Genomic DNA, 25,145 nt, shown 5'->3' with positions numbered 1-25,145 from the left:
CACGAGGAGCAGGCGCACAATGAGCCGCCCCCCAGCGAGTCCGCTCATAGCGAGCCCTCCCCATAGCGAGTCCGCTCACAGCGAGCCCGCCCCACAGCGAGCCCGCTCACAGGGATACGAGCGTCACCTCGGTCGCCTTCACGCTCGACCACACCGCCGCGCCCTCCGCCAGGCCCAGCTCGGCGGCCGCGTCCGGGGTGATCTCCGCGATCAGGTCGGGCGTCTCGGCCGACCCGATGAGCACCCGCAGTCTGCTTCCGCTCGCCGTGATCTCGCGCACGGTGCCGGGCCAGACGTTACGGGGGCTGCCGTCGGGTCGCCTGCGGTGCACGGACACCGACTCCGGCGCGATGATCGCCAGTGCCCGGCTGCCCTCGCGCAGTCGCTCGGCCGCGACGATCCGCCCGCCGCCGGCCAGCGCGAGCCCGTCGTCCCTCGCCTCCCCGGCCCACGCGTTGCGGCCCAGCATCCGGGCCACCCAGGGGGAGCGCGGATGGCGGGTGACCTCGGCCGGCGGCGCGTCCTGGAGGGTGCGCCCGGCTTCGAGGACGAGGACCCGGTCGGCCAGCGAGACCGCCTCGACCGGATCGTGGGTCACGATCAGACAGACTCCGGCGAACCCGGCCAGGTGGGTGCGCAGGGTGTGGCGGACACGGGCCCGGGTCGTCTGGTCGAGGGCGGCGAGGGGCTCGTCAAGCAGCAACAGCCGGGGTCGGGCCGCCAACGCCCGCGCCAGGGCGACTCGTTGAGCCTGGCCGCCGGAGAGCTGGGCGGGCTTGCGGTGGGCGAGGTGGCCGACGCCGAGACGGTCCAGCCACCGCCCGGCCTCGACACGCGCCTCGCCACGGGCAACACCCTGGGCGCGCAGCCCGTACGCCGTGTTGGCGAGCGCGCTCAGATGCGGGAACAGCGCGCCGTCCTGCGGGACCCACGCGACCCCCCGCTTGTGCGGCGCGAGCGAGGTGACGTCGAGGTCGCCCAGGCGCAGCTCGGCATGGGCGCGGGGGGTGAGGCCGAGCAGGGCCCGCAGCAGAGTGGTCTTGCCCGCGCCGTTCTCGCCGACCACCGCGATCGTGGTGCCGGGCTCGGCGTCCAGGGTCACCTCGTTGAACCCGGACACCTCGGCGTGCAGTGACCAACTCGGCCCGGATTCGGCCGTGTTGGGCTCCTGGTCGGGCCATGGTGCGTCCGGCCGCGCGGAGTCCCGCGGCTCGCCCTTGGGGGCGGCTCCCGTGCGGGGGTCGTGGCGGGGGTCGTAGGTGTGCGGGGCGGCGCGCGTCGGATCGGGATCCAGGGGCGAGGGGTCCGCGAGTGCGGCTTCGGGCGCGGTGGTGGGCGCCCCGCTCCGTACCGACGCGGAACCGGTCCAGCGGCCGCGCAGCGCCACCAGGACCGCCATGGCGATGGCGAGCAGCAGCAGGGACACGGAGGTCGCGGCGCCCGGGGAGTCCTGGAGGAGGAGGTAGACCTGGAGCGGCAGGGTCTGGGTGGTGCCGGGCAGGTTGCCGGCGAAGGTGATGGTGGCGCCGAACTCGCCGAGCGCGCGGGCCCAGGTGAGGGCCGCCCCGCGGCCAGGCCGGGCGCGACCATGGGCAGCGTCACGGTGAAGAGGACGCGTGAGGGAGAGGCGCCGAGCGAGGCGGCGGTCTCCTCGTAGCGGGGCCGCAGCCCGCCGAGCGCTCCCTCCAGGCTGATCACCAGGAACGGCATCGCGACGAAGGTGGCCGCCACCACGGCGCCCGAGGTGTGGAAGGGCAGGGTGATCCCGAATGTGTGCTCCAGCCACGGCCCGAGCAGCCCGCGCCGTCCGAAGCCGAGCAGCAGGGCGACACCGCCCACCGTGGGCGGCAGCACCATCGGCAGCAGCACCAGCGAACGCACGAGGGCCTTGCCCGGGAAGTCGACCCGGGCGAGCAGCCAGGCCAGGGGCACCCCGAGAAGAAGGGAGAGACCGAGTGCCCAGAACGAGACGACCAGCGAGAGCCGCAGGGCCTCGGTGACCTCGGGGCCGGACAGGTGCGTGCCGAGCTCGCCCCAGGAGGTGCGGGCCAGGATGCCGAGCAACGGCATCAGCAGGAACGCGATGGCGAGCGACGCGGGCAGAGCCAGCGCCAGGGGCGGGCGCCGACGGGCGTGGGAGCGGCTGCGGAGCATGGGGGTTCCCCCGGGTGTCCTGAGGGCGCCGGACCCGCCCGGGGTGGGGAACGGGCAGGCCCAGCTGGGGAGTTGATGCGGTCGGTGCGGAGGAGGTCGTCGGGTTACGGCTGCTGGAAGCCCGCGTCCGTAAGGATCTTCTGTGCCTCGGGGGAGGACAGCCACTTCACGAAGGCCGCGGCGGCGTCGGAGTTCTTGGAGGTCTTCAGGGTGGCGGCAGGGTACTTGGCGACGGCGTTCTGCGCGTCGGGGATGTCGATCGTGTCGACCTTGCCCTTGGCGGCGGCGGCATCCGTCTTGTAGATGATGCCCGCGTCGGCCTCGCCGAGCTCGACCTTGGACAGGACGGCCCGGACGTTCGGCTCCTGGGAGACCGGCTTCACCGTGATCTTCTGGGCGTCCAGGACCTGCTTGCTGTAGCGGCCCACCGGCACCTGGGGCGCCGCGAGGACGACCTTCAGGGTGTCGGCGGACAGGCTCTTGAGGCCCTCGATCTTCTTCGGGTTGCCCTTGCCGGCCGCGATGACCAGACGGTTCCTGGCGATGATCGACGAGTCGTTCACATCGGCCTTCAGGCCGTCCATGGTCTTGGTGTCGGCGGTGACCAGGGCGTCGGCGGGTGCGCCCTGCTTCACCTGGGCGGCGAGCTCCTGCGACCCGGCGAAGGAGAACGTCACACGGGTGCCCGGGTTCTCCTTCTCGTAGGCGGCACCGGCCGCCTTGAAGACATCGGTGAGCGAGGACGCGGCCAGGACGGTCAGCTGTGCGGACTTCGGGGCGGTGCCGGAACTGCCGGACGGGGAGGACGCCTTGGAGCCCTGGCTGTCCTTGTCGTTGCCGCAGGCCGCGGCCAGCGGGACGAGCAGGGCGGCAGTGACGACGGCCGCGGCGGCGCGGCGACGCCGGGTGGTGGGAGTCGTGAGGGACATGGGTGGAGCTCCTTCGGATGCGTGTCGAGCCGCGCCGGGAGATGAGGGCCCACCGAGTCCTTCGCGGAGGTCCATGGCCGGACGTCCTGGCAGGAAACGGGGAGGGGCGACGCCGCGGGGACGTTGGTGAGAGGCCGGTTCTCGACCTAGGTGCGGTCGACGTGCACGCTGGTGGACTTCACCCGCGCGGTGGCCTGCATGCCCACCTCGAGGCCCAACTCCTCGACGGCCTCCCGGGTCAGGAGGGAGACCAGGCGGTGCGGTCCGGCCTGGATCTCGACCTGGGCCGCGACATCGCCGAGCTTGACGGCGGTGACGATGCCGGGGAAGGCGTTGCGGGCGGAGGTGTAGGAAGCCTCCTCCTCGCCGTTGGGGGACTGGCCGACCTCGATGGAGAAGGCGGCCAGATCCCGCCCGTCGATGAGCCGGCGGCCGCCTTCGTCACGATGGGTCGTGAGACGACCGCCGTCGGCCCAGCGCCGCAGAGTGTCCGGGCTGACGCCGAGCAGACGCGCTGCCTGACCGATGGTGTAGGACTGCATGTGCGACAAGATAGGCGGCATCACGCCGCACATACAAAGGTTCCGTCGAAACATACGCCGCACCTGCGGGTCCGAATGGATGAAGGTCCAAGACGGTCGCGGCGCGCCTTTCGAAGGCGTCGTCGCCGCGCCGGGTAGGCCGCCGAGCGGGCTCGACGAGAGCTCCACGCGGGCTCTACGGGGTGCCGGCGGAGATGCCGGCGGCTAGGCGGTGTGCCGGGCCTAACACCTGGACCGCCGGCCGTACCGCCGCGGCCTCAAGACCTCGGCCGCCGGCCGTACCGCCGCTGCCTCAGGGCCAGACCAAGCAGTACGGCTGGTGGCCCGCCTCGTGCAGGCGGTGCGAGAAGTCCTGCCATTCGTGCAGGAGTTGGTAGACGTTGAACGCGTCGCGCGGGCCGCCGCGGTCCGGGACCGTGGACCAGATGAAGGCGGCCGCACCCACCGATTCCTCCCCGACGCCGCGCAGCGGGTCGACGACCGTCATGGGGAGCTTGACCACCGCGTAGTCGGGGTGCAGGACGACCAGTTCCAGGGGCGGGACCTTGTGCAGAGGTATGCCCTGGATGCCGGTGAGGACCATCGCGGCCATCGTCTCCGGCTTGATCTTGGTGAACATGCCGCCCATGCCCAGCTCGTCGCCGCCGAGCTCCTCGGGGCGCATGGTGACCGGCACCCGAGCGGCGGTCGCGCCGTCCGGGGCACCGAAATACTTGTAGGTCACCCCCATGCCCATACGGCCACTTCCGTTCCCCGCCCCGACGCCGTCCCCGACCCGATCGATCCGGTCCTGCGCGTCGCGTCGCCGGTGCCGTCCCCGACGGTGGGCGCGCTCGGGACCCCGGTCATCGGTCCCTTCGCCCAGTCCGCCACCGCGATGCATATCCTTCACCCGACTGCTTGTAGCCCGACTGTTTGTAGATGGCGCGACCCCCACCGCGCAACCCGATCATCCGCCGATGCAACTCGATCATCTGCGGATCATCGTGTCATTGACCTCCCCCACGCGGGTGCGGTGAAACACCAGTCCGCAAGAACGTCCGGGCCTCTGCCACCATGGCGGTGTGAGCTATCCGTACGAATACGACGCCCCAGTTTCGCAGAACCTCTTCGACCGTGCGTCCGCCGTGACGCCCGGCGGCGTGAACTCCCCCGTCCGTGCCTTCCGGGCCGTGGGCGGTACGCCCCGGTTCATGGTGTCCGGTACGGGTCCCTACCTGACCGACGCCGACGGCCGCGAGTACGTCGACCTGGTCTGCTCGTGGGGCCCGATGATCCTCGGACACGCGCACCCCGAGGTCATCGCCGCCGTGCAGGAGGCCGTCGCCCGCGGCACCTCCTTCGGCACGCCCGGCGAGGGCGAGGTCGCGCTCGCCGAGGAGATCGTGGCCCGGGTGGAACCGGTCGAGCAGGTCCGCCTGGTGTCCTCCGGCACCGAGGCGACCATGTCGGCGATCCGCCTGGCCCGTGGCTTCACGGGTCGCGCCAAGGTGATCAAGTTCGCCGGCTGCTACCACGGCCATGTGGACGCGCTGCTCGCCGCCGCCGGTTCCGGGGTCGCCACCTTCGGCCTGCCGGACACCCCCGGCGTCACCGGCGCCCAGGCCGGCGACACGATCGTGCTGCCGTACAACGATCTGGACGCGGTGCACGCGGCGTTCCACGCCAACCCGGGCGAGATCGCCTGTGTGATCACCGAGGCCTCGCCCGGCAACATGGGCGTGGTCCCGCCGGCCGACGGCTTCAACGCCGGTCTCAAGGCGGCCTGCGCCAAGAACGGCGCGCTCTACATCTCCGACGAGGTGATGACCGGGTTCCGTACGTCGAAGGCGGGTTGGTTCGGCGTCGACGGCGTCGTGCCGGACCTCATGACGTTCGGCAAGGTCATGGGCGGCGGCTTCCCGGCCGCGGCGTTCGGCGGCCGCGCCGACGTCATGGGCCACCTCGCCCCGGCGGGCCCCGTCTACCAGGCGGGCACCCTGTCCGGGAACCCGATCGCCACCGCCGCCGGTCTCGCCCAGCTCCGGCTGCTCGACGACGCGGCGTACGCGAAGGTCGACGCCGTGTCCCGGGAGATCCAGGGGCTGGTCACCGCGGCGCTCAGCAAGGAGGGCGTGGCCCACCGGCTCCAGACGGCGAGCAACATGTTCTCCGTCTTCTTCACGCCCGACGAGGTCCGCGACTACGAGGACGCGAAGAAGCAGGAAGCCTTCCGCTTCAACGGGTTCTTCCACTCGATGCTGGCCCAGGGCGTCTATCTGCCGCCCTCGGCGTTCGAGTCCTGGTTCGTGTCGACCGCCCACGACGAGCGCGCCATCGAGCGCATCGCGGCCGCGCTGCCCGCCGCCGCCCGCGCCGCAGCGGAGGCCACCGCATGAGCGAGAACAGCAAGAGCCAGAGCAGCGAAAGCCAGAGCAGCAAGAGCCAGTCCGGCAAGAGCGATGGCGACCTCACCGTCGTGCACGTGATGCGGCACGGCGAGGTGCACAACCCCGACGGCGTGCTCTACGGGCGGCGTTCGGGCTTCCACCTCTCCGAGCTCGGCCGGCAGATGGCCGACCGGGTCGCCGAGCACCTGGCGGGCCGTGACATCACCCATGTCGTGGCCTCCCCCCTGGAGCGCGCCCAGGAGACGGCGACCCCGATCGCCAAGGCGCACGGCCTGGACCTGGCGACCGATCCCCGCCTGATCGAGGCGGGCAACGTCTTCGAGGGCAAGACGTTCGGCGTCGGCGACGGCGCCCTGCGCAAGCCGGCCAACTGGAAGCACCTGACGAACCCGTTCCGCCCGTCCTGGGGCGAGCCCTACGTCGAGCAGGTCGTACGGATGATGGGCGCCCTGGACGCGGCGCGCGACGCGGCCCGGGGCCACGAGGCGGTGTGCGTCAGTCACCAGCTGCCGATCTGGATCGTGCGCAGCTTCGTCGAGAAGCGGCGGCTCTGGCACGACCCGCGCAAGCGGCAGTGCACGCTGGCCTCGCTGACCAGCTTCACCTATCAGGGCGACCGGATCGTGTCGGTGGGCTACAGCGAGCCCGCCCGCGATCTCGTACCGGCGCATCTGCTGGCCGGTGCCAAGCCGGTCAAGGGCAAGTCGAAGGCCTTCGGCGCCTGACGCGGTGGGCCGGCCGGTTCACCCCGGCCGGCCCGTGGGACAGTCGAGGGACCCCCCGCACCGTTCACCGGACCTCCACCCCCCGCCCCTTCGCCCCGCACCCGCATCTCGTACGGTTTACGAAGATTTGTGCGAGCTGTGGGGAACCATCCCTGTTTCACCCGGCATCTCACACATCGCCCAACTGCGGTGACGCGCTTGGGTTCGAGGACGACGAGACGACGGTGCGACGCGATGGGAACGGACGGACTTATGCGGGAGAGCAGCCGGAATTTCAGCCGTAGGGGCATGCTGGGCCTGGGTCTGGGAGCCGCCGCGGCGGCCGGCCTGACCGGCTGCGGCACTTCGGGCGGTAGCGGATCAAGTGGCAAGGGCCAGGGCAAGGGCGGCGACGGCGGTGACGCGGCCGGCAAGAAGGCCGACGCGAAGCTGATAGGCGACGGTTCCACCGCCGACACCGGCAAGCAGCCGCACCAGCCCGAGAAGCCCGTCCCCCTCGAACCCGGCCAGACCCCGCCCCAGTTCGTCATCTTCTCCTGGGACGGCGCCGGCGAGGTCGGCAACGGCCTCTTCCCGCGCTTCCTCCAGCTCGCCAAGGACCACGGCGCGGGCATGACGTTCTTCCTCTCCGGTCTGTATCTGCTGCCCGAGGCCAAGAAGCGCCTCTACCGGCCGCCGAACAACGCGGTGGGCGCCTCCGACATCGGCTACCTCTCGGACCCGCACATCAAGGAGACGCTGAAGTACGTCCGCCAGGCCTGGAACGACGGCCATGAGATAGGCACCCACTTCAACGGCCACTTCTGCTCCGGGCACGGCACCGTCGAGCACTGGACCGCCGCCCAGTGGCAGAGCGAGATAGACCAGGCGATCGACTTCGTCACGAAGTGGAAGACCAACACCGGCTGGACGGACGAGGACCCGCTGCCGTTCGACTACAAGCGCGAGCTCGCCGGCGGCCGCACCCCCTGCCTGCTCGGCCAGGACAACCTGCTGCCCACCGCGCAGAAGCTGGGCTGGCGCTACGACGCCTCCTCGCCCGGCGGCACCCAGATGTGGCCGGTCAAGCGGCACGGCCTGTGGGACCTGCCGCTCCAGCAAATACCCTTCCCCGGGCGCTCCTTCGAGGTCCTCTCGATGGACTACAACATCCTCGCCAACCAGTCGAAGAATTCGACCAAGGCGCCGCCGGCCAACTATCCCGGCTGGCGCAAGCAGGCCACCGAGGCGTATCTCGCCGGATTCAAGCGCGCCTACGAAACCAATCGCGCGCCCTTCTACATCGGAAACCACTTCGAGCAGTGGAACGGCGGGATCTATATGGACGCCGTCGAAGAGGCCTTCAAGGGCATCGTGGCCAAGCGGGACGAGAAGAAGGATGTGAGGCTCGTCTCCTTCAAGCAGTACGTCGACTGGCTCGACGTACAGGACCCGAAGGTGCTCGCCAAGCTGCGCGGACTCCAGGTGGGACAGGCCCCCACCGGTGGCTGGAACACGTTCCTCAAGGCCGTTTAGCCGCCCTTGACAAGGGGCTTTACGGGCAGCCAGGGGGGCGCGGAAGATCCCCGGAACCGTCATGCGAAACTTTTCACATGTCCGTGAGTCCTGCCTTTCGACGCCGTCGCACCCTGACGCTGGCCGCGGCTGCCGCGGCCGCCGGTGCGCTGACCCTGACGGCCTGCGGTTCCGGTGGTACGTCCGGCGGTTCCGGTGACACCAAGTTCGTCACCGGCACCGGCGGAGTCGCCACCGTCGCCAAGGGCGACCGTCAGGACGCCCCGGCGCTGTCCGGGGAGACCGTCGACGGCAAGCAGCTCGACGTCGCCTACCTCAAGGGAAAGATCGTCGTGCTGAACGTCTGGGGCTCCTGGTGCGCGCCCTGCCGGGCCGAGGCGCCGTATCTGGCCAAGGTCTCCAAGGAGACGAAGGCCAAGGGCGTCGAGTTCGTCGGGATCAATACCCGCGACACCGACAAGGGCCCGGCCCAGCAGTTCGAAAAGGAATTCGGCGTCGACTATCCGAGCCTGTACGACCCGATCGGCAAGCTCATTCTGCGTTTCCCCAAGGGAAGTCTGAATCCGCAGGCCATTCCGTCGACGATCGTCCTCGACCGGAACGGCAAAATCGCCGCCCGCGCCCTGATGGCGCTCGACGACGCCAAACTGCACCAGATGATCGACCCGCTGATCGCGGAGAAGTGATCGCGTGATGGCACTGGCCGCCGTCGGCTCGATGAACGAGACGGTCTTCAGCGGGGCCCTTCTCGTGGCCCTGCCGGTCGCCGTGCTCGGCGGCCTCGTCTCGTTCTTCTCCCCCTGCGTACTGCCCCTGGTCCCCGGCTATCTCAGTTACGTCACCGGAGTGACCGGCACCGACCTGGCCGAGGCCCGGCGCGGCCGGATGGTCGCGGGCGCCGGTCTGTTCGTCCTCGGCTTCACCGCCGTCTTCGTCTCCGGCGGCGCGCTCTTCGGCTACTTCGGCCAGAACCTCCAGACCCACAGCACCGCGCTCTCCAAGATCCTCGGCGTGCTGATGATCCTCATGGGCGTCTTCTTCCTGGGCCTCATGCCGTGGATGACCCAGCGCGAATTCCGCTTCCACAAGCGGCCGGTGACCGGTCTCGCGGGCGCGCCGCTGCTCGGCGCCCTGTTCGGCATCGGCTGGACGCCGTGCCTGGGACCGACGCTCACCTCGGTGAACGCGCTGGCCATGGACCAGGCGAGCGCCGGGCGCGGGGCGATACTGACGGTCGCGTACTGTCTCGGCCTCGGACTGCCCTTCGTGCTCGCGGCGGTCGCCTTCCGCAAGGCGCTCGGAGCCTTCGGCTGGGTCAAGAAGCACTACGCATGGGTGATGCGGATCGGCGGCGGCATGATGATCGTGACCGGGGTGCTGCTGCTCACCGGCGCTTGGGCGGAGCTCGTCCAGCAGGTACAGGGCTGGTCCCAAGGCTTTCAGGTGGGTGTCTGACGCATGAGCAAGATCGACCGAACCGAACCGACTCCGGAGCCCGACCTCGGCGAGGCCGGGGCACAGCTCTCGACCGCGCCCACCGAGGAACGGTCCAACGGCCCAGTCGGCATCGGGGCCTTCGGCTGGGTCCGCTGGTTCTGGCGGCAGCTCACCTCGATGCGGGTCGCGCTGATCCTGCTCTTCCTGCTGTCGCTCGGCGCCATCCCCGGCTCGCTGATCCCGCAGACCAGCGTGGACGAGATGAAGGTCGCCGACTTCCAGAAGCGGCACGACACCCTCTCGCCGATCTACGACAAGCTCGGCCTGTTCCACGTCTACAGCTCGGTGTGGTTCTCCGCGATCTACATCCTGCTGTTCGTCTCGCTCATCGGCTGCATCGTGCCGCGCACCTGGCAGTTCGTCGGCCAGCTCCGCGGTCTCCCGCCGGCCGCGCCCGGCCGCCTGACCCGGCTGCCCGCGTACACGACGTGGCGTACCGAGGCCGAGCCCGAGCAGGTGCGCGAGGCCGCGCTCGCGATGCTCAAGCAGCGCCGCTTCCGCTCCCGGATCAGCGGGGACGCCGTCGCCGCCGAGAAGGGGTATCTGCGCGAGGCCGGCAACCTGATCTTCCACGTCTCGCTGATCGTGATCCTCGTCGCGTTCGCCACCGGCCAGCTCTTCAAGTCCGAGGGCGGCAAGCTGATCGTCCAGGGCGACGGGTTCTCCAACACCCTCACCCAGTACGACGACTTCAAGTCCGGCTCGATGTTCAGCACCGAGGACCTCACGCCGTTCAGCTTCACCCTGGACCGCTTCGACGCGACGTACGAGCGCAACGGGCCGGAGCTGGGCACCGCCCGCGAGTTCAAGGCCCACCTCACCTACTCCGAGGGCGCCGACGGCAAGCCCCAGCACAAGGCCGTCGAGGTCAACAAGCCGCTCGTCGTCGACGGCTCCAAGGTCTATCTGCTCTCCCACGGCTACGCGCCGTCGGTCACCGTCAAGGACGGCAGGGGCAACGTCGTCTTCCACGGCGCGGTGCCGCTGCTGCCGATGGACAACAACCTCACCTCCAGCGGCGCCATCAAGGTGCTCGACGGCTACCGCGACGCCAAGGGCAACAAGGACCAGCTGGGCTTCGCCGCGTTCTTCGTGCCGACGTTCGGCGGCAAGGGCACCGGCGCGACCCAGATGTTCTCGAAGTTCCCCGCGCCCGACTTCCCGGTCCTCAACATCGGCGCCTACCACGGCGACCTCGGCCTCAACTCGGGCCTGCCCAAGAACGTGTACCAGCTGGACACGAGCAGCCGCTCGATCACGCCCTTCAAGGACGACCAGGGCAAGATCCTCAAGAAGCTGCTGCTGCCCGGCGAAAGCCTTCAACTCCCCGACGGCGCCGGGTCGATCACCTTCGACAAGGGCCCCATCAAGCAGTGGGCGAGCTTCCAGATCACCCACCAGCCGGGCAGCGGCCTCGCCCTCACGGGCGCGATCGGTGCCATCGCCGGACTCGCCGGCTCGCTGTTCATCCAGCGGCGCCGGGTCTGGGTCCGGGCCGTCCGGGGCGACGACGGAGTGACCGTCGTCGAGATGGCCGGGCTCGGCCGCAGCGAGTCCGCGAAGCTTCCCGAGGAGCTGGCCGACCTCGCGGTCACGCTCATCCCCGAGGCGCCCACCGCGCCGGATCCCGAACCCGAATCCGCAGCCGTTCCTGCCGAAGGGGCTGAGAAGTGAATCTCGCCGCCGCCACCAATGAGAGCCTGGCGCACACCAGCAACTACTTGATCTACTCGTCGATGGCCGTCTATCTGCTGGCCTTCTTCGCCAACATGGCCGAGTGGCTGTTCGGCAGCCGCAGCAAGGTCGCCCGTACGGCGGCCGCGCTGACCGGCGCCGGGCAGGAGCCGCAGGACGCCGGGACCGTGAAGGTCGAGGTCGCCACCAAGAACGGCGGCACCGCCGTCCTGGAACGCCCCAAGGTCGTGACCCGCTCCGCCGGCGGCGCCCGGAACGTACCGGACGGGCCCGGCGCGTCGGGCGGGGACGAGAAGGGCGACCTCTACGGCCGCATCGCCGTCTCCCTGACGGTGCTCGCCTTCCTCATCGAGTTCACCGGTGTCCTCACCCGCGCGCTGTCCGTGCAGCGGGCGCCGTGGGGCAACATGTACGAGTTCAACCTGACCTTCTCCACGGTCGCGGTCGGCGTGTACCTGGCGCTGCTCGCCCTGAAGAAGAACGTCGGCTGGCTCGGCCTTCCGCTGGTCACCACGGTCCTGCTCGACCTCGGCCTCGCCGTCACCGTGCTCTACACCGCCAGCGACCAGCTGGTGCCCGCGCTGCACTCGTACTGGCTGTGGATCCACGTCTCCACCGCGATCTTCTGCGGCGCGGTGTTCTACGTGGGCGCGGTCGCCACGATCCTGTACCTCTTCCGCGACCGGTACGAGGCGAAGCTCGCCGAGGGCGGCAAGCCGGGCGGCTTCGCGACCTCCGTCATGGAGCGGCTGCCGGCCGCGGCCTCGCTCGACAAGTTCGCCTACCGGGTCAACGCGGCGGTCTTCCCGCTCTGGACCTTCACGATCATCGCGGGGGCGATCTGGGCGGGGGACGCGTGGGGGCGGTACTGGGGCTGGGACCCCAAGGAGGTCTGGTCCTTCATCACCTGGGTCGCCTACGCGTGCTACCTGCATGCGCGGGCCACGGCGGGGTGGAAGGGGCGGAAGGCGGCGACGCTGGCGTTGATCGCGTTCGGGTGCTGGCTGTTCAACTACTACGGCGTGAACATCTTCGTGACCGGCAAGCACTCATACGCAGGCGTCTGAGCCGGCCCCCGTACGAGGCCGAGCCCTCCTGGGGGCTCGCCCCCAGCCCCCGTCCCTCTTTTGCCCACCCGCCCACCCGTGCCGGGGGTCGGCTGGTCCCGGCCCCCTGGGGCACCTTCCCCACCCGCCCGCCCGTAGGCGCAGGGTTGGATGGCCCGGGCCTTCCTGGGGCTCCGCCCCAGACCCCGTTCGCGCCTTAAGGCCGCTCGTCCTCAATCGCCGGACAGGCTGAGGTGGCCGATGCTGGCCAGCACCGAGTAGTTAAGGGGCGCGGGGAACTGCGCGCCCAGCCACCTGCGGCCCGCAGACGAAGACGGGTTTTCAGGGGCGCGAGGGACTGCGCGACCAGCCACCCACGGTCCGCAGGATCGAGAGGGTTTTAGGGGCGCGGGGAACTGCGCGAAGAGTGGGCACCGTTCGCGGTCGCGGCGCGCACCCCCGGAGGGTTTCGGGAAGGGGTGGGGTGGGGTCCAAAAAGGCCCTACTCCTCCCCCCGCTCCCGCCGCTTCAACTCCTCCTCCCGCCGCCGCAAATCCGCCTCCCACTCCTTCAGCACCGCCTCATCGCCCTTCGGCACCGCCTCGTCCCCCTTAAGCCCCGCCTCATCGCCCTTCGGCACGGCCTCGTCGTCCTTCAGCCCCGCCTCATCCCGCTGGCCGCCCTCCCCGAGGGACGCAAGGAAGGCGGGGTTGTCGTCGGGGGCGGTCCAGCGTGACGGGCCCGCGCCGGGCCCCCGGCGGACCTTGCCCGCCACGAGCCACGCGACCGGTCCGACCAGAACCTCGCCGAAGAGCAGCACGATGATGATCCACACCACCTTGGGGAGGCCCTTGACCTCCTCCTCGGGGGTGTTCAGGCAGTCGATGAACGCATAGATCCACACCGCCAGGACCAGCAGAAACGGCAGATACCTGAGCATGGTTGGACGGTCCCCCCGGGAACGGTTGCGGGCCGTGCCTCGGCCCCGGTGACGGGCCCAGGGTATCGGGTGCCCGATACTTGACCCCATGGCTTACGACGATCTCCGATCGCTGCTCAGGGCGCTGGAGCGCGAGGGCGACCTCAAGCGCATCAAGGCCGAGGTCGACCCGTATCTGGAAGTCGGCGAGATCGTCGACCGGGTCAACAAGGCCGGCGGCCCCGCCCTCCTGTTCGAGAACGTCAAGGGCGCCTCCATGCCCCTGGCCATGAACGTGTACGGCACCGACCGCCGCCTGCTCAAGGCGCTCGGCCTCACGGCGTACGAGGAGATCAGCGAGAAGATCGGCGGGCTGCTCAAGCCGGAGCTGCCGCAGGGCTTCGTCGGCATCCGCGAGGCCTTCGGCAAGCTCGGCTCGATGGTGCACGTACCGCCGAAGAAGGTGAAGCAGGAGGCCGCGCCCGTCCAGGAGGTGGTCCTCACGGGCGACGACGTCGACCTGGACATGCTGCCCGCGCTGTTCACCTGGCCCGAGGACGGCGGCTCGTTCTTCAATCTGGGCCTCACCCACACCAAGCACCCCGAGACAGGCGTACGCAACCTCGGGCTCTACCGCCTCCAGCGCCACGACAAGCGCACCATCGGCATGCACTGGCAGATCCACAAGGACAGCCGCAACCACTACGCGGTCGCCGCCAAGCGCGGTGAGCGGCTCCCCGTCGCGATCGCCTTCGGCTGCCCTCCCGCCGTCACGTACGCCTCGACCGCGCCGCTGCCCGGCGACATCGACGAGTACCTCTTCGCCGGGTTCATCCAGGGCAAGCGGATCGAGATGGTCGACTGCAAGACGGTGCCGCTCCAGGTCCCGGCCAACGCCGAGGTCGTCATCGAGGGCTGGCTGGAGCCGGGCGAGATGCTGCCCGAGGGCCCGTTCGGCGACCACACCGGGTTCTACACCCCGCAGGAACCGTTCCCCGCCCTGACGATCGACTGCGTCACGATGCGCAAGCGTCCGCTGCTCCAGTCGATCGTGGTGGGCCGGCCGCCGACCGAGGACGGGCCGCTCGGTCGCGCCACCGAGCGCTTCTTCCTGCCGCTCCTCAAGATCATCGTGCCGGACATCGTGGACTACCACCTGCCGGAGTCGGGCGGCTTCCACAACTGCGCGATCGTCTCGATCGACAAGAAGTACCCCAAGCACGCCCAGAAGGTGATGCACGCGATCTGGGGCGCGCACATGATGTCGCTGACCAAACTGATCGTGATCGTCGACGCCGACTGCGACGTCCACAATCTGCACGAAGTGTCCTGGCGGGCCTTCGGGAACACCGACTACGCCCGCGACCTGACCGTCGTGGAAGGCCCGGTCGACCATCTCGACCACGCCTCCTACCAGCAGTTCTGGGGCGGCAAGGCGGGCATCGACGCGACCGCGAAGTGGCCCGAGGAGGGCTACACCCGCGACGGCGGCTGGCCCGCCATGGTCGAGTCGGACCCGGATACGGCCGAACGGGTGACGAAGCGTTGGAAGGAATACGGACTGTGAGGTGCTGGCAGATGATGGAGAACGGCAGCGCGGAGAGCGGGTTTCCCCGCCTTCGCGGGGATGGACCGGGGCTCTAGTGAGTGCCTCAGCCGCAGCGATGCCCCAGCCGGGCCGCACCAAGGCGTTTCTGCGCCTGGTCATGATCGAGCACTCGGTCTTCGCGCTGCCCTTCGCCTACACCGCGGCCCTGACCGCGATGTACCAGCTCGACAAGAACATCCACTGGGGCCGGCTGCTCCTGGTCACCGTCGCCATGGTGGGCCTGCGCACCTTCGCGATGGCCTGCAACCGGATCATCGACCGCGAGATCGACGCCCGTAACCCGCGCACCGCGGGCCGCGAGCTCGTCACCGGCGCGGTGTCGGTGCGCTCCGCGTGGACGGGTGCGCTCATCGCCCTGGTCGTCTTCCTCGGCGCGGCCGCCGCCCTCAACCCGCTGTGCCTGGCGCTCGCGCCGGTCGCGGTGATCCCGATGGTGGTCTATCCGTACGGGAAGCGGTTCACCAACTTCCCGCAGGCCATCCTCGGTCTCGCGCAGGCGATGGGCCCGGTCGGCGCGTGGATCGCGATCACCGGCTCCTGGTCGTGGGACGCGGTGATCCTCGGGCTCGCGATCGGCATCTGGATCGGCGGCTTCGACCTGATCTACGCCTGCCAGGACGTGGAGGCGGACCGCGGCCACGGCGTGAAGTCGGTGCCGGCCCGCTTCGGCATCCCGGCCGCGATATACGGGGCGCGCGGCTGCCACAGCGTGACGATGGCGCTGCTCGTCTGGTACGCGCTCGCGACCGGCGCCGGGTTCTTCTTCTGGCTGGGCCTGCTGATCGTGCTCGGGGCCTTCCTCTATGAGCACACCCTGGTCAAGCCGCACGACCTGTCCCGCCTCAACCGGGCGTTCTTCCAGGTCAACGGCTTCATCGGAATCGCCCTCTTCGTCTGTGCGCTGATCGATCTGCTGGTGCGGGGCCTGACCGTCTGAGCACCTGACCCGGCCCCGCGCACGGGCCGCCGGATAGGCTCGGACACGTGGAGCACGTGAACGTACACAGTCAGCAGCGCACGCCCTGGATCGTCGGCGTGTCGGGTGCTTCGGGGACGCCGTACGCGGCGGCGGTGCTGCGCGCGCTGCTGGCCGCGGGGGAGAGCGTCGACCTGGTGGTGTCGCGGGCCTCGCGCCTCACGCTGCTCGACGAGACGGGCATCGCGTTCCGGGACGCGCACTGGCAGGACGATCTGCGGGCGTGGCTGGCGCGCGGGGCGGACGGAAAGCCGGACTCCTTCGGCGCGTGCGACGTCTCGGACGTACGCCACTGGGCGCCGGGGGATCTCGCGGCGGGGCCCTCGTCGGGCTCGTACCCGGTGAAGGGGATGCTGATCGTGCCCGCGTCGACGGCCTGTGTGGCCGGGGTCGCGCTGGGGCTTTCGAAGGACCTGTTGCAGCGGGCCGCGAGCGTGACGCTCAAGGAGCGGCGGAAGCTGGTGGTCGCGGTGCGCGAGACGCCGTTGAACGGACAGACGCTGGGGCACCTGGTGACGCTGGACGAGGCGGGCGCCGTGGTGCTGCCCGCCTCACCGGCGTTCTATGCGGGTGCGACGCACATCCAGGATCTGGTGGACTTCGTCGCGGGGCGCGTTCTGGACGCGGCGGGGGTGCCGCACGGCCTGTACCGCCGTTGGGAGGGAGAGCTCGGATCGGGGCGGCCCCGCCGGGCGGAGCCGGGACCTCGGGGAGGCTCTGGAGGGGATTAGCGCTTCTTGGCGGCGCGCTTGGGAGCGCGGAGCTTCGCCGAGGGCTGCTGGGCACGGGACCGGTTGGCCAGATCCTGAAGCTCGCGCATCCGGGCGTAGGCCATCTCGATCGTGTACACGGTGACAACTCCTGAAAGATCGTCTTTGATCTGCTGGAAATTTATCCATACAGCTGCATGATTCGCAGGGTGTCACCCCTGCATGCCTTAGATTCTACACGTAAACTCGCGGTATCGCTGAACAATGGAAGGCTTCAGGCATATGGACGCCGTCGATAGGCAGCTCATCCAGGCACTGCGCGAGAACGGCAGGGCCTCGTACGCGGAACTGGGCCGGCTCGTCGGGCTCTCCGGCCCCAGCGTCACCGACCGCATCAACCGCCTGGAGGCGGCCGGTGTCATCACCGGATACCGCGCTACCGTCGACGCCGCCTCGCTCGGCCTCGGCGTCACCGCGCTGATCGGCATCTCGCTCTCGGACGCCGCCGACCACGAGGACGTGGCCCGCCGTCTGCGCGACCTCGCCGAGATCGAGGACTGCTGGTTCATCGCGGGCGACGACTCGTACATGCTCAAGATCCGCGCCGGTGACGTGGACGGCCTGGAGAAGACGATCCGCCGGCTCGGCTCGACCAAGGGCGTCTCGCGCACCCGCACCACGATCGTGCTCTCCACGAAGTGGGAGAACCGGGTCGGGGAACTTCCCGAGTAGGCCGGGGCGTACCTTTGGTGGAGCCTGAAAGACACACGTATGGGAGGCGGTCTTGATGGACGCGGGACTCAAGCGCGAGTTGGAGCAGAAGGTCCGGGCCGGTGAGCGGCTCAGCCGCGAGGACGGCGTCGCGCTGTACGCGTCGGACGATCTGGCCTGGCTCGGCGGGCTCGCCCACGAGGTGCGCACGCGCAAGAACGGCGACGTCGTGCACTTCAACGTGAACCGTCACCTCAACATGACCAACGTGTGCACGGCGTCGTGCGCGTACTGCTCGTTCCAGCGCAAGCCGGGCGAGAAGGACGCGTACACGATGCGCATCGAGGAGGCCGTCCGCCTCGCCAAGGCGATGGAGAACGAGAGCCTCACCGAGCTGCACATCGTCAACGGGCTTCACCCGACGCTCCCTTGGCGCTACTACCCGCGCTCCCTCAAGGCCCTCAAGGAGGCGCTGCCGAACGTCGGGCTCAAGGCGTTCACGGCGACCGAGATCCACCACTTCGAGACCATCTCGGGCCTGACCGCCTCCGAGATCCTCGACGAGCTGATCGAGGCCGGCCTGGAGTCGCTGACCGGCGGCGGCGCCGAGATCTTCGACTGGGAGGTCCGCCAGCACATCGTGGACCACCGCACGCACTGGGAAGACTGGTCGCGCATCCACCGCCTCGCCCACGAGAAGGGGCTCAAGACCCCGGCGACGATGCTGTACGGGCACATCGAGGAGCCGCGTCACCGCGTCGACCACGTGCTGCGCCTTCGCGAGCTCCAGGACGAGACCGGCGGCTTCCAGGTCTTCATCCCGCTGCGCTACCAGCACGACTTCGTGGACGTCCAGGACGGCAAGGTCCGCAACAAGCTCCAGGCGCGCACCACGATGGCCACCGGCGCCGAGGCGCTCAAGACCTTCGCGGTCTCCCGTCTGCTCTTCGACAACGTGCCGCACGTGAAGTGCTTCTGGGTCATGCACGGCCTCCAGACCACCCAGCTCGCGCTCCAGCACGGCGCCGACGACATGGACGGCTCGGTCGTCGAGTACAAGATCACGCACGACGCCGACAACTACGGCACGCCCAACAAGCTCACCCGGGACGACCTGCTCGACCTCATCCGCGAGGCCGGCTTCCGCCCCGTGGAGCGCAACACCCGGTACGAGATCATCCGTGAGTACCCCGGCCCGGACGCCTCGCTGCGCGAAGCGCCCCAGCCGATGCGTTTCTGAAGCGGTCCGATGGCATTGACGTTCCGGCTCGACCCGCCGGTCACCCCCGCCCTGCGTGACGGACTCCTCGCCCTGTGGGCCGGGGTGTCCAACGCGGGCGGGGCCGTCGGTTTCGTGCCGCCGGTCTCCGTCGAGGACGTACGGCCCGAACTGGTCAAGCACCTCGCGGCCATGGCCGAGGGCCGGATGCGCCTGCTCGTCGGGTTCGACGAGCGGGGCGCGGTCGCCGCCAGCGCGTTCATCGCGTTCAACACGCACCGCCTCATGACCCACTGGGTGTGGCTGTACACGGTCATGGTGGATCCGGTCCACCAGGGCAAGGGGTACGGCCGCGACCTGATGACGGCGGTGGCGGACGCGGTACGGGGCCTCGACGGGCCCGGCGGCTCCGGCCGCATCGAGGCGATCCGGCTCACCTGCCGGGGCGGCACCGGCGTCGACCGCTTCTACGCCTCGTGCGGCTACAAGGAGGTCGGGCGGGTGCCCGGCGCGATCCGGGTGGCCGAAGGCGACGACCGGGACGACATCATCATGCTGCTCCCCCTGAACTGATCCAATTGTGGGCGTGCTTCACTAGTCGGGCAGGGGCCACCGTAGAGAGAAGGTCAGTCGTGAACGCCGCCAAGCCGAGCGCCACCATCTGGTACACCATGCTGCGCGTGGGGATCTTCATCGGCAGCCTGGTCTTCGTCGGCCTGCTGGTCCAGTTCGGCATCGTGCCCAAGGGCAACGGGAACTCGAACCTCATCTGGGTCGTCCTGCTCGCGCTGGTCATCTCCGCGCCGCTCAGCTACGTCCTGCTGCGCAAGCAGCGCGACGCGATGTCCGCCCAGATCGTCACCAAGGTGGAGCGCGCCAAGGCGAAGCTCGAAGCGAACCGCACCCAGGAGGACGGCGTCACCCAGTAGGCGGGCGCGACGCGTCAGCCAACTCACACCCCGGCCGGCCCGGGTCCCGAGCACATCACTCGGGACCCGGGCCGCTGCTGTTCCCGCCCACCCGGGGTAAAAGAACTGCTTTGAGGTTCTCAAAGTTCAAGTGTTAACGTATTCGACGTGACGACAGCAGCAGTGCACCAGCACCCCACCGGCGGAGCCGTTCCGCTCGTGGCGCGTCTGCATGTCGACCTCTGCCGCTGCATGTCCGCGGTCTGTTGCCGCGACGTCTGACCCCGGCATCATGCGGCGGTGTCCCCAGCGTTACGTGACCGGTCCACGCCGACCAGTCCCCTGTGAACGGGCGCCGCGCTCATCCCCCTGAACGTCCCCGAATCCGCTCACCCGGGAGTGTTTCCGTGTCCTCCGCGTCCTCCGCGACCTCCGCGTCCTCCGCGACCGATCAGGAGAAGCAGCCCAAGTCCGGCTTCTCCATATCCTCGAAGTTCCCGTTCTGGGCCCAGATCATCGCGGGCCTCGTCCTCGGCGGCCTGCTCGGCTGGCTCGCCCGGAGCCAGGACATCGGCTGGCTCAAGGAGACCCTCGGGCAGATCGGCGACATCTTCGTCCAGCTCCTGAAGCTGGCCGTGGCGCCCCTCGTCTTCTTCGCGATCCTGGTGTCGATCACCAACCTGCGCAAGGTCAACAACGCGGCCAGGCTCGCCACCCGCACCCTGCTCTGGTTCATGATCACCTCGCTGATCGCGGTGGCCATCGGCCTCGCCATCGGCCTGCTCACCGACCCGGGTTCGGGCACCGGCCTGACCCCGAAGGACGGCAAGCTGCCCAAGCACACGGGCTCCTGGCTGGACTTCCTCACCGGCATCATCCCGACGGACGTGGTGACGCCGTTCACCGAACTGAACGTCCTCCAGATCGTCTTCATGGCCGCCGTCGCCGGCATCGCGCTGCTCCAGCTCGGCGAGAAGGCCAAGCCGATCCTCACGCTCAGCGAAGCCGTCCTGGAACTCCTCCAGAAGGCCCTGTGGTGGGTCATCCGGCTCGCCCCGCTCGGCACGCTCGGCCTCATCGGGTTCGCCATCGCCGACTACGGCTGGGACCTCATCGGCAAGTACGCCACCTTCACCGCCGACGTCTACATCGGCTGCGCCCTGGTGATGTTCGGGGTCTACCCGGTGCTGCTCGCCACCGTCGCCAAGGTCAACCCGCTCCAGTTCTTCAAGGGTGCCTGGCCCGCGATCCAGCTCGCCTTCGTCTCCCGCTCCTCGGTGGGCACGATGCCGCTGACCCAGAAGGTCACCGAGCGCCTCGGCGTCCCCAAGGAGTACGCCTCCTTCGCGGTGCCGTTCGGCTCGACCACCAAGATGGACGGCTGCGCCGCGATCTACCCCGCGCTGGCGGCGATCTTCATCGCCCAGATCTTCGACGTGCACCTCGGCTTCGACGACTACGTCCTGATCGCCTTCGTGTCGGTCATCGGCTCGGCCGCGACGGCGGGCCTGACGGGCGCCACGGTCATGCTCACCCTGACCCTTTCCACGCTCGGCCTGCCCCTGGAGGGCGTCGGCCTGCTCATGGCGATCGACCCGGTCCTGGACATGATGCGTACGGCCACGAACGTGGCGGGCCAGGCGCTGGTGCCGGTCATCGTGTCGGCCCGCGAGAAGATCCTCGACCGGGACGCGTTCGACTCGGTCCACCTCTCGCCGGTGGACGACACGTACGAGTCCCGCACGCGCGAGGACCAGTCCCCGGTCCCGGCCGCGGCCTGACCCCGCCGCACTCCACGCCCCGACGCCCGCGCCCCGCTCAGCCGGGGGCGCGGGCGTCCGCGCGTCCGGGCGCGCCAACTTGCCGCGCGGGGGCGGGACTTGGCGGCGGCGGCGAAATGAGCCGCCCGCGACCGATGAGTTCTGCCATGATCGCCAGTCGAAATCGTGGTTGGTGCGGACGCGAGGCGCGAGGCGTGACGCGTTGGCGCGAGCACCGACCGTTGCTCGCGCACCGACCGTTGCTCGCGCACCGACCGTTGCTCGCGCACCGACCGTTGCTCGCGCACCGACCGTTGCTCGCGCACCGACCGCTGCGCGACCGAGCCTTGACCGTGCCGAAAACCAACCCCGAGATCCCGAGGAACCCCAGATGCGCACCCTGATCAGCACCGCGTTCATCTCGCTCGACGGCGTCGTGGAGGCGCCCGGCGGCGAGGCCGGTTACCGGAACGCCGGCTGGACCTTCAAGGACATCGAGTTCCTCCCCGAGGCGTTCGCCCTCAAGGGCGCGGAACAGAAGGAAGCCACCGCCATGCTGCTGGGCCGGACCAGCTACGAGGCGTTCAGCCCCGTCTGGCCCGACATGGCGGACTTCGCCGACTACAAGGCCATGCCGAAGTACGTGGTCTCCACCACCCTCACCGAGGACGCGCTGGTGTCGAACTGGGGCGAGACGACGATCCTGCGCTCGGTCGAGGACGTCGCCGCGCTGAAGGAGACCGAGGGCGGCCCGATCATCGTCCACGGCAGCGCCACGCTGAACCACGCCCTGTCGGACGCCGGCCTGATCGACCGGTACCACCTGCTGGTCTTCCCCCTCCTCCTCGGCGCGGGCAAGCGCCTGTTCAGCACGACGGACAAGGACAAGCAGCGCCTGAAGCTCGTGGCCCACGAGACGTACGCGAACGGCCTCCAGAAGAACGTCTTCGACGTGGTCCACTGAGGCCGCACGGGCCGCCCCTTCAGGGGCGCGGGGAACTGCGCGCCCAGCCACGCACGGCCCGCGGACGAAGGCGGGTTTTCAGGGGCGCGGGGACTGCGCGAGAAGCGGCCAGGGACCGCACGGTCGACGGGGTTAAGGGGCGCGGGGAACTGCGCGCCCGGCCCCGCACGGTCCGCGGACGAAGGCGGGTTTCCAGGGGCGCGAGGAACTGCGCGACCAGCCCGCACGGCCCGCAGACGAACGCGAACTCGGGGGCCCCGCACGCCCCGCCCGGGCCCACGCACCCACACCCACACCCCCGGAGGGTTTCGGGAAGGGGCGGGGTGGGGGAGAAACCGCTCGGCCCAGCCCCCGCATACCCTTGCCCACGGCAAGCAACGCACAGCAACCAGGAGGGGGCAGGATCCAACGTGGGCGAGGGCGTGGACGACGGCGTGGGCGATGGCAAGGCCAGGCGGATGCCGCGAGCCGTGCGAGAACGGCAGATGCTCGACGCCGCCGTCGTGACCTTCGGCCGACGCGGCTACCGCGCCGCCTCAATGGACGAGATAGCCGAACTTGCAGGCGTATCGAAGCCGTTGGTGTACCTGTACCTCAACTCCAAGGAAGACCTCTTCACCGCCTGCATCCGCCGAGAGGCCCAGGCCCTCGTGACAGCCGTACGAAGCGGCGTGGACCCCGACCTCACGGCGGACGGCCAACTCTGGTCCGGCCTGCGGGCGTTCTTCACGCACACCGCCGAGCACCCCGACGCCTGGTCCGTCCTGCACCACCAGGCCCGTACGCACGGTGAACCGTTCGCGCGGGAGGTCTCCCAGATGCGCGAGGAGATCGTGGCGTTCGTGACGGCGCTGATCCACGAGGCCGCCCAAGAGGCGCACGGCGCAACGGAGTTGGCCGAGCGCGACGTGGCCGGCCTGGCCCAGGCACTCGTGGGCGCGGCGGAGTCGCTGGCCGGCTGGGCCAATGCATCGGACTCCGTCACCGCGAAGGAGGCCGCCGCCACCCTGATGAACTTCGCCTGGGCGGGCCTGGGCAACTTGATGCGCGGCGAGCGCTGGTCCCCGCGCCATCAGCCCGCGCACTGAGCCCGCCTCTTCGGCCCGCGCACTGAGTCGGCGCCCTCACCCCACGCACCAACCCCCACGCACCAAGCCCCGCGCCCCGCGTGCCGAGGTCGCCGCCCCCGCCGCCCCCGGGATGTCCGGTTCACCCACCTTCGCCGCCTTCGCGCGCAACGCACCGAAGTCTCCCGCCCCCGAGGGGCGGCCCGTTCGGCGTAGAGGGCCAGGGGCAGAAGTGGCGGACCTCGCCGAACTCCCACCGTAGGCGCGTTTCTGACCAGCACTACTGGACTTCATGTGGTAAAGCCATGAGAACATGTCCCGCACACAATCTACCCACAAGTAATTCCCGGCTGCCGGGAACACCCGATCCGTAGCGTCCTCGACCAGGGCGCTGGAGGTTCCGAGATGTCCCAGCGCCGGCCGGCGGCCAGACTCGCAGCGTTGGACGGGCTCCGGCTCGTCGCCGCCCTGATGGTGGTGGGCTACCACTACCTCGCGCTGAGCAGCGCCTGGGGCCACAGCACAGCGACGATCTTCCCGACCCTGCACCCGTTCGCCCAGTTCGGCTGGCTGGGTGTCGAGGTCTTCTTCCTGGTCAGCGGATTCGTCATCTGCATGAGCGTCTGGGGGCGCACGATCGGCGACTTCGCCGTCTCGCGGGTCTCCCGGCTCTTCCCCGCCTACTGGGTCGCCATACCGCTCACGGCGCTGGTCGTGAAGAAGTGGCCGGAGATCAGCTCCATACGCCACTGGGACGACGTCATCGTCAACTTCACGATGCTCCAGGCCGGAAACGGCACCAAGGACGTCGACGGCGCCTACTGGACGCTCTTCGTCGAGATCAAGTTCTACATCCTGATGGCGATCGTCGTCCTGTGCGGCGTCACGTACCGCAACGTGCTCGTCTTCTGCGGGGTGTGGACGGTGGCGGCGGCCCTCGCGCCCGGCCTCGGCACTCCCATGCTCGTGGCCTTCGCGATGCCGCAGTACGCGCCGTTCTTCATCGCCGGCATCGCCTTCTACCTGATGCGCCGTTACGGAGCGAACCCCGTGCTGTGGGGCCTGGTGCTGTTCCAGTTCCTGCTGGCCCAGCGCTACATCCGCTACCGCATGGCCAGCAACCTCGGCCGGGCGGCGGCGGAGAACCTCCCCACCTGGCCGGTGCGGCTGATCATCCTGGCCGGGTTCCTGATGGTCGGCGCGATCGCGCTGGGAGTGTTCAACAAGGTGCAGTGGAAGTGGCTTTCCACGGCCGGAGCGCTCACCTATCCGCTGTACCTGATCCACATGTTCATCGGCCTGACCCTCATCCACCACTTCCGCGGGCGGGTGGCCGCACCCGTGCTCGTGGTCTCGGTCGTCGCCCTGATGATGGCCATCGCCTGGCTCATCCACCGCTTCGTGGAACGTCCCGCCAGCCGGTGGATCCGCGACTCGCTGAAGCGGGGGATCGCGGACGTACGCGACAACACGCCGGTCGCCCGGCGCCGCCGCGTCGTCCCGGGCGCCCAGCCGTCTGCGCCGGCGGTGGCGCCGGCGGAGTTCGAGCCGGGGGTGCCGGTGTATTTGGGGAGTGAGCAGAGGCGAGTGCACTGAGGGTGGCGACGGTCGGCGGCCGTCGGCCACCTTCGCCCGCGCCCCCAACCCCCCGGTCATGTGCGGGCCGTGCCCGCTTCTCGCGCAGTTCCCCGCGCCCCTCAAAACCCGCTTTCGGCTGCGGGCCGTGCGTGGCTGGTCGCGCAGTTCCCCGCGCCCCTTAAATGCTCGGTGCTGGGGCACCTACAGCCCGTCCGGCGATTGAGGACGAGC

The 25,145-nt window shown here is 69.7% G+C and carries 23 protein-coding genes and 1 pseudogene; 18 read left to right on the top strand and 6 right to left on the bottom strand.

The features are described from left to right. Positions 1-106: 106 nt before the first annotated feature. The 4 genes and pseudogenes from DWB77_RS16725 to DWB77_RS16710 form a co-directional block, all read right to left on the bottom strand. Positions 107-2,154 (bottom strand): annotated as a pseudogene (locus tag DWB77_RS16725) (ABC transporter permease). A gap of 104 nt (positions 2,155-2,258) precedes the next feature. Next, on the bottom strand, positions 2,259-3,083 hold the full coding sequence (gene modA, locus DWB77_RS16720) for a molybdate ABC transporter substrate-binding protein (RefSeq protein ID WP_120722024.1): 825 nt from the start codon (positions 3,081-3,083) through the stop codon (positions 2,259-2,261). Positions 3,084-3,229: 146 nt separating this feature from the next. Next, complete coding sequence (locus DWB77_RS16715) at positions 3,230-3,625, bottom strand: TOBE domain-containing protein (protein ID WP_120727875.1); 396 nt, start codon at positions 3,623-3,625, stop codon at positions 3,230-3,232. A gap of 292 nt (positions 3,626-3,917) precedes the next feature. Continuing rightward, positions 3,918-4,355: a hypothetical protein gene (locus DWB77_RS16710; RefSeq protein WP_053728827.1), complete on the bottom strand. Its 438-nt coding sequence runs from the start codon at positions 4,353-4,355 to the stop codon at positions 3,918-3,920. Between the two features lie 334 nt (positions 4,356-4,689). Between DWB77_RS16710 and hemL the strand changes: the two genes are divergently transcribed. The 7 genes from hemL to ccsB all read left to right on the top strand — a co-directional run bounded on the left by hemL (position 4,690) and on the right by ccsB (position 12,514). Then, a complete protein-coding gene (gene hemL, locus DWB77_RS16705) occupies positions 4,690-6,003 on the top strand; it encodes a glutamate-1-semialdehyde 2,1-aminomutase (protein ID WP_120722023.1) in 1,314 nt (437 codons plus the stop codon). A gap of 89 nt (positions 6,004-6,092) precedes the next feature. Beyond that, positions 6,093-6,740 (top strand): histidine phosphatase family protein, encoded by a 648-nt coding sequence (locus DWB77_RS16700; RefSeq protein WP_120727873.1) that lies wholly within the window; start codon positions 6,093-6,095, stop codon positions 6,738-6,740. A 288-nt stretch (positions 6,741-7,028) separates the two neighbouring features. Continuing rightward, complete coding sequence (locus DWB77_RS16695) at positions 7,029-8,255, top strand: hypothetical protein (RefSeq protein WP_428985126.1); 1,227 nt, start codon at positions 7,029-7,031, stop codon at positions 8,253-8,255. A gap of 77 nt (positions 8,256-8,332) precedes the next feature. Continuing rightward, positions 8,333-8,941 carry a TlpA family protein disulfide reductase gene (locus DWB77_RS16690; RefSeq protein WP_120722021.1) on the top strand — a complete coding sequence of 203 codons (609 nt, stop codon included), beginning with the start codon at positions 8,333-8,335 and terminating at the stop codon, positions 8,939-8,941. Positions 8,942-8,948: 7 nt separating this feature from the next. Continuing rightward, positions 8,949-9,710: a cytochrome c biogenesis CcdA family protein gene (locus DWB77_RS16685; RefSeq protein ID WP_120722020.1), complete on the top strand. Its 762-nt coding sequence runs from the start codon at positions 8,949-8,951 to the stop codon at positions 9,708-9,710. A gap of 3 nt (positions 9,711-9,713) precedes the next feature. Continuing rightward, positions 9,714-11,426: a cytochrome c biogenesis protein ResB gene (gene resB, locus DWB77_RS16680; protein ID WP_120722019.1), complete on the top strand. Its 1,713-nt coding sequence runs from the start codon at positions 9,714-9,716 to the stop codon at positions 11,424-11,426. Beyond that, a complete protein-coding gene (ccsB, locus tag DWB77_RS16675) occupies positions 11,423-12,514 on the top strand; it encodes a c-type cytochrome biogenesis protein CcsB (RefSeq protein WP_120722018.1) in 1,092 nt (363 codons plus the stop codon). The genes resB and ccsB overlap by 4 nt, the downstream gene beginning before the upstream one ends. A gap of 481 nt (positions 12,515-12,995) precedes the next feature. Here ccsB and DWB77_RS16670 read toward each other — a convergent pair whose 3' ends face one another. After that, complete coding sequence (locus tag DWB77_RS16670) at positions 12,996-13,433, bottom strand: PLD nuclease N-terminal domain-containing protein (protein WP_120722017.1); 438 nt, start codon at positions 13,431-13,433, stop codon at positions 12,996-12,998. A gap of 88 nt (positions 13,434-13,521) precedes the next feature. Between DWB77_RS16670 and DWB77_RS16665 the strand changes: the two genes are divergently transcribed. The 3 genes from DWB77_RS16665 (at position 13,522) to DWB77_RS16655 (ending at position 16,728) form a co-directional block, all read left to right on the top strand. Further along, the gene (locus DWB77_RS16665) at positions 13,522-14,979 is read left to right on the top strand and encodes a menaquinone biosynthesis decarboxylase (protein WP_120722016.1); all 1,458 of its coding nucleotides are present in this window, start codon (positions 13,522-13,524) and stop codon (positions 14,977-14,979) included. Positions 14,980-15,055: 76 nt separating this feature from the next. Then, positions 15,056-15,958: a menaquinone biosynthesis prenyltransferase MqnP gene (mqnP, locus tag DWB77_RS16660; protein ID WP_120722015.1), complete on the top strand. Its 903-nt coding sequence runs from the start codon at positions 15,056-15,058 to the stop codon at positions 15,956-15,958. Positions 15,959-16,005: 47 nt separating this feature from the next. Next, positions 16,006-16,728, top strand: coding sequence for a UbiX family flavin prenyltransferase (locus DWB77_RS16655; RefSeq protein WP_246033545.1), 723 nt, complete (start codon positions 16,006-16,008; stop codon positions 16,726-16,728). Here the strand turns inward: DWB77_RS16655 and DWB77_RS39290 are convergent. Beyond that, positions 16,725-16,847 carry a hypothetical protein gene (locus DWB77_RS39290; protein WP_281280102.1) on the bottom strand — a complete coding sequence of 41 codons (123 nt, stop codon included), beginning with the start codon at positions 16,845-16,847 and terminating at the stop codon, positions 16,725-16,727. The two genes, DWB77_RS16655 and DWB77_RS39290, sit on opposite strands and share 4 nt — an antisense overlap. A 142-nt stretch (positions 16,848-16,989) precedes the next feature. On the opposite strand from DWB77_RS39290, the gene DWB77_RS16650 reads away from it, so the two are divergent. The 8 genes from DWB77_RS16650 (at position 16,990) to DWB77_RS16615 (ending at position 24,932) form a co-directional block, all read left to right on the top strand. Continuing rightward, positions 16,990-17,439: an Lrp/AsnC family transcriptional regulator gene (locus tag DWB77_RS16650; protein ID WP_053728817.1), complete on the top strand. Its 450-nt coding sequence runs from the start codon at positions 16,990-16,992 to the stop codon at positions 17,437-17,439. 55 nt (positions 17,440-17,494) lie between these two features. After that, positions 17,495-18,658, top strand: coding sequence for an aminofutalosine synthase MqnE (gene mqnE, locus DWB77_RS16645; RefSeq protein WP_120722014.1), 1,164 nt, complete (start codon positions 17,495-17,497; stop codon positions 18,656-18,658). 9 nt (positions 18,659-18,667) lie between these two features. Beyond that, positions 18,668-19,210, top strand: a complete 543-nt coding sequence (locus tag DWB77_RS16640; protein ID WP_120722013.1) for a GNAT family N-acetyltransferase — start codon at positions 18,668-18,670, stop codon at positions 19,208-19,210. 59 nt (positions 19,211-19,269) lie between these two features. Continuing rightward, on the top strand, positions 19,270-19,566 hold the full coding sequence (locus DWB77_RS16635) for a DUF4229 domain-containing protein (RefSeq protein WP_120722012.1): 297 nt from the start codon (positions 19,270-19,272) through the stop codon (positions 19,564-19,566). Positions 19,567-19,952: 386 nt separating this feature from the next. Continuing rightward, complete coding sequence (locus tag DWB77_RS16630) at positions 19,953-21,326, top strand: dicarboxylate/amino acid:cation symporter (protein ID WP_120722011.1); 1,374 nt, start codon at positions 19,953-19,955, stop codon at positions 21,324-21,326. Between the two features lie 370 nt (positions 21,327-21,696). After that, complete coding sequence (locus tag DWB77_RS16625) at positions 21,697-22,269, top strand: dihydrofolate reductase family protein (RefSeq protein ID WP_120722010.1); 573 nt, start codon at positions 21,697-21,699, stop codon at positions 22,267-22,269. Positions 22,270-22,727: 458 nt separating this feature from the next. Further along, the gene (locus tag DWB77_RS16620; protein ID WP_120727868.1) at positions 22,728-23,357 is read left to right on the top strand and encodes a TetR/AcrR family transcriptional regulator; all 630 of its coding nucleotides are present in this window, start codon (positions 22,728-22,730) and stop codon (positions 23,355-23,357) included. A 384-nt stretch (positions 23,358-23,741) separates the two neighbouring features. Next, positions 23,742-24,932 (top strand): acyltransferase family protein, encoded by a 1,191-nt coding sequence (locus tag DWB77_RS16615; RefSeq protein WP_120722009.1) that lies wholly within the window; start codon positions 23,742-23,744, stop codon positions 24,930-24,932. Positions 24,933-25,145 lie beyond the last annotated feature (213 nt).

It is taken from the genome of Streptomyces hundungensis (assembly GCF_003627815.1).
GTDB classification, from domain to species: Bacteria; Actinomycetota; Actinomycetes; order Streptomycetales; family Streptomycetaceae; genus Streptomyces; species Streptomyces hundungensis_A.
This window is presented reverse-complemented; position numbering and strand designations above follow the sequence as displayed.

Coding starts and splice junctions, on each gene's coding strand:
- resB (WP_120722019.1), top strand. CDS start 9,714: ATGAGCAAGATCGACCGAACCGAACCGACTCCGGAGCCCGACCTCGGC.
- DWB77_RS16690 (WP_120722021.1), top strand. CDS start 8,333: ATGTCCGTGAGTCCTGCCTTTCGACGCCGTCGCACCCTGACGCTGGCC.
- DWB77_RS16670 (WP_120722017.1), bottom strand. CDS start 13,433: ATGCTCAGGTATCTGCCGTTTCTGCTGGTCCTGGCGGTGTGGATCTAT.
- DWB77_RS16625 (WP_120722010.1), top strand. CDS start 21,697: ATGCGCACCCTGATCAGCACCGCGTTCATCTCGCTCGACGGCGTCGTG.
- mqnE (WP_120722014.1), top strand. CDS start 17,495: ATGGACGCGGGACTCAAGCGCGAGTTGGAGCAGAAGGTCCGGGCCGGT.
- DWB77_RS16710 (WP_053728827.1), bottom strand. CDS start 4,355: ATGGGGGTGACCTACAAGTATTTCGGTGCCCCGGACGGCGCGACCGCC.
- DWB77_RS16685 (WP_120722020.1), top strand. CDS start 8,949: ATGGCACTGGCCGCCGTCGGCTCGATGAACGAGACGGTCTTCAGCGGG.
- modA (WP_120722024.1), bottom strand. CDS start 3,083: ATGTCCCTCACGACTCCCACCACCCGGCGTCGCCGCGCCGCCGCGGCC.
- DWB77_RS16640 (WP_120722013.1), top strand. CDS start 18,668: ATGGCATTGACGTTCCGGCTCGACCCGCCGGTCACCCCCGCCCTGCGT.
- DWB77_RS16650 (WP_053728817.1), top strand. CDS start 16,990: ATGGACGCCGTCGATAGGCAGCTCATCCAGGCACTGCGCGAGAACGGC.
- DWB77_RS16615 (WP_120722009.1), top strand. CDS start 23,742: ATGTCCCAGCGCCGGCCGGCGGCCAGACTCGCAGCGTTGGACGGGCTC.
- DWB77_RS16620 (WP_120727868.1), top strand. CDS start 22,728: ATGCCGCGAGCCGTGCGAGAACGGCAGATGCTCGACGCCGCCGTCGTG.
- DWB77_RS16665 (WP_120722016.1), top strand. CDS start 13,522: ATGGCTTACGACGATCTCCGATCGCTGCTCAGGGCGCTGGAGCGCGAG.
- DWB77_RS16695 (WP_428985126.1), top strand. CDS start 7,029: ATGCTGGGCCTGGGTCTGGGAGCCGCCGCGGCGGCCGGCCTGACCGGC.
- DWB77_RS16715 (WP_120727875.1), bottom strand. CDS start 3,625: ATGCAGTCCTACACCATCGGTCAGGCAGCGCGTCTGCTCGGCGTCAGC.
- DWB77_RS16700 (WP_120727873.1), top strand. CDS start 6,093: ATGCGGCACGGCGAGGTGCACAACCCCGACGGCGTGCTCTACGGGCGG.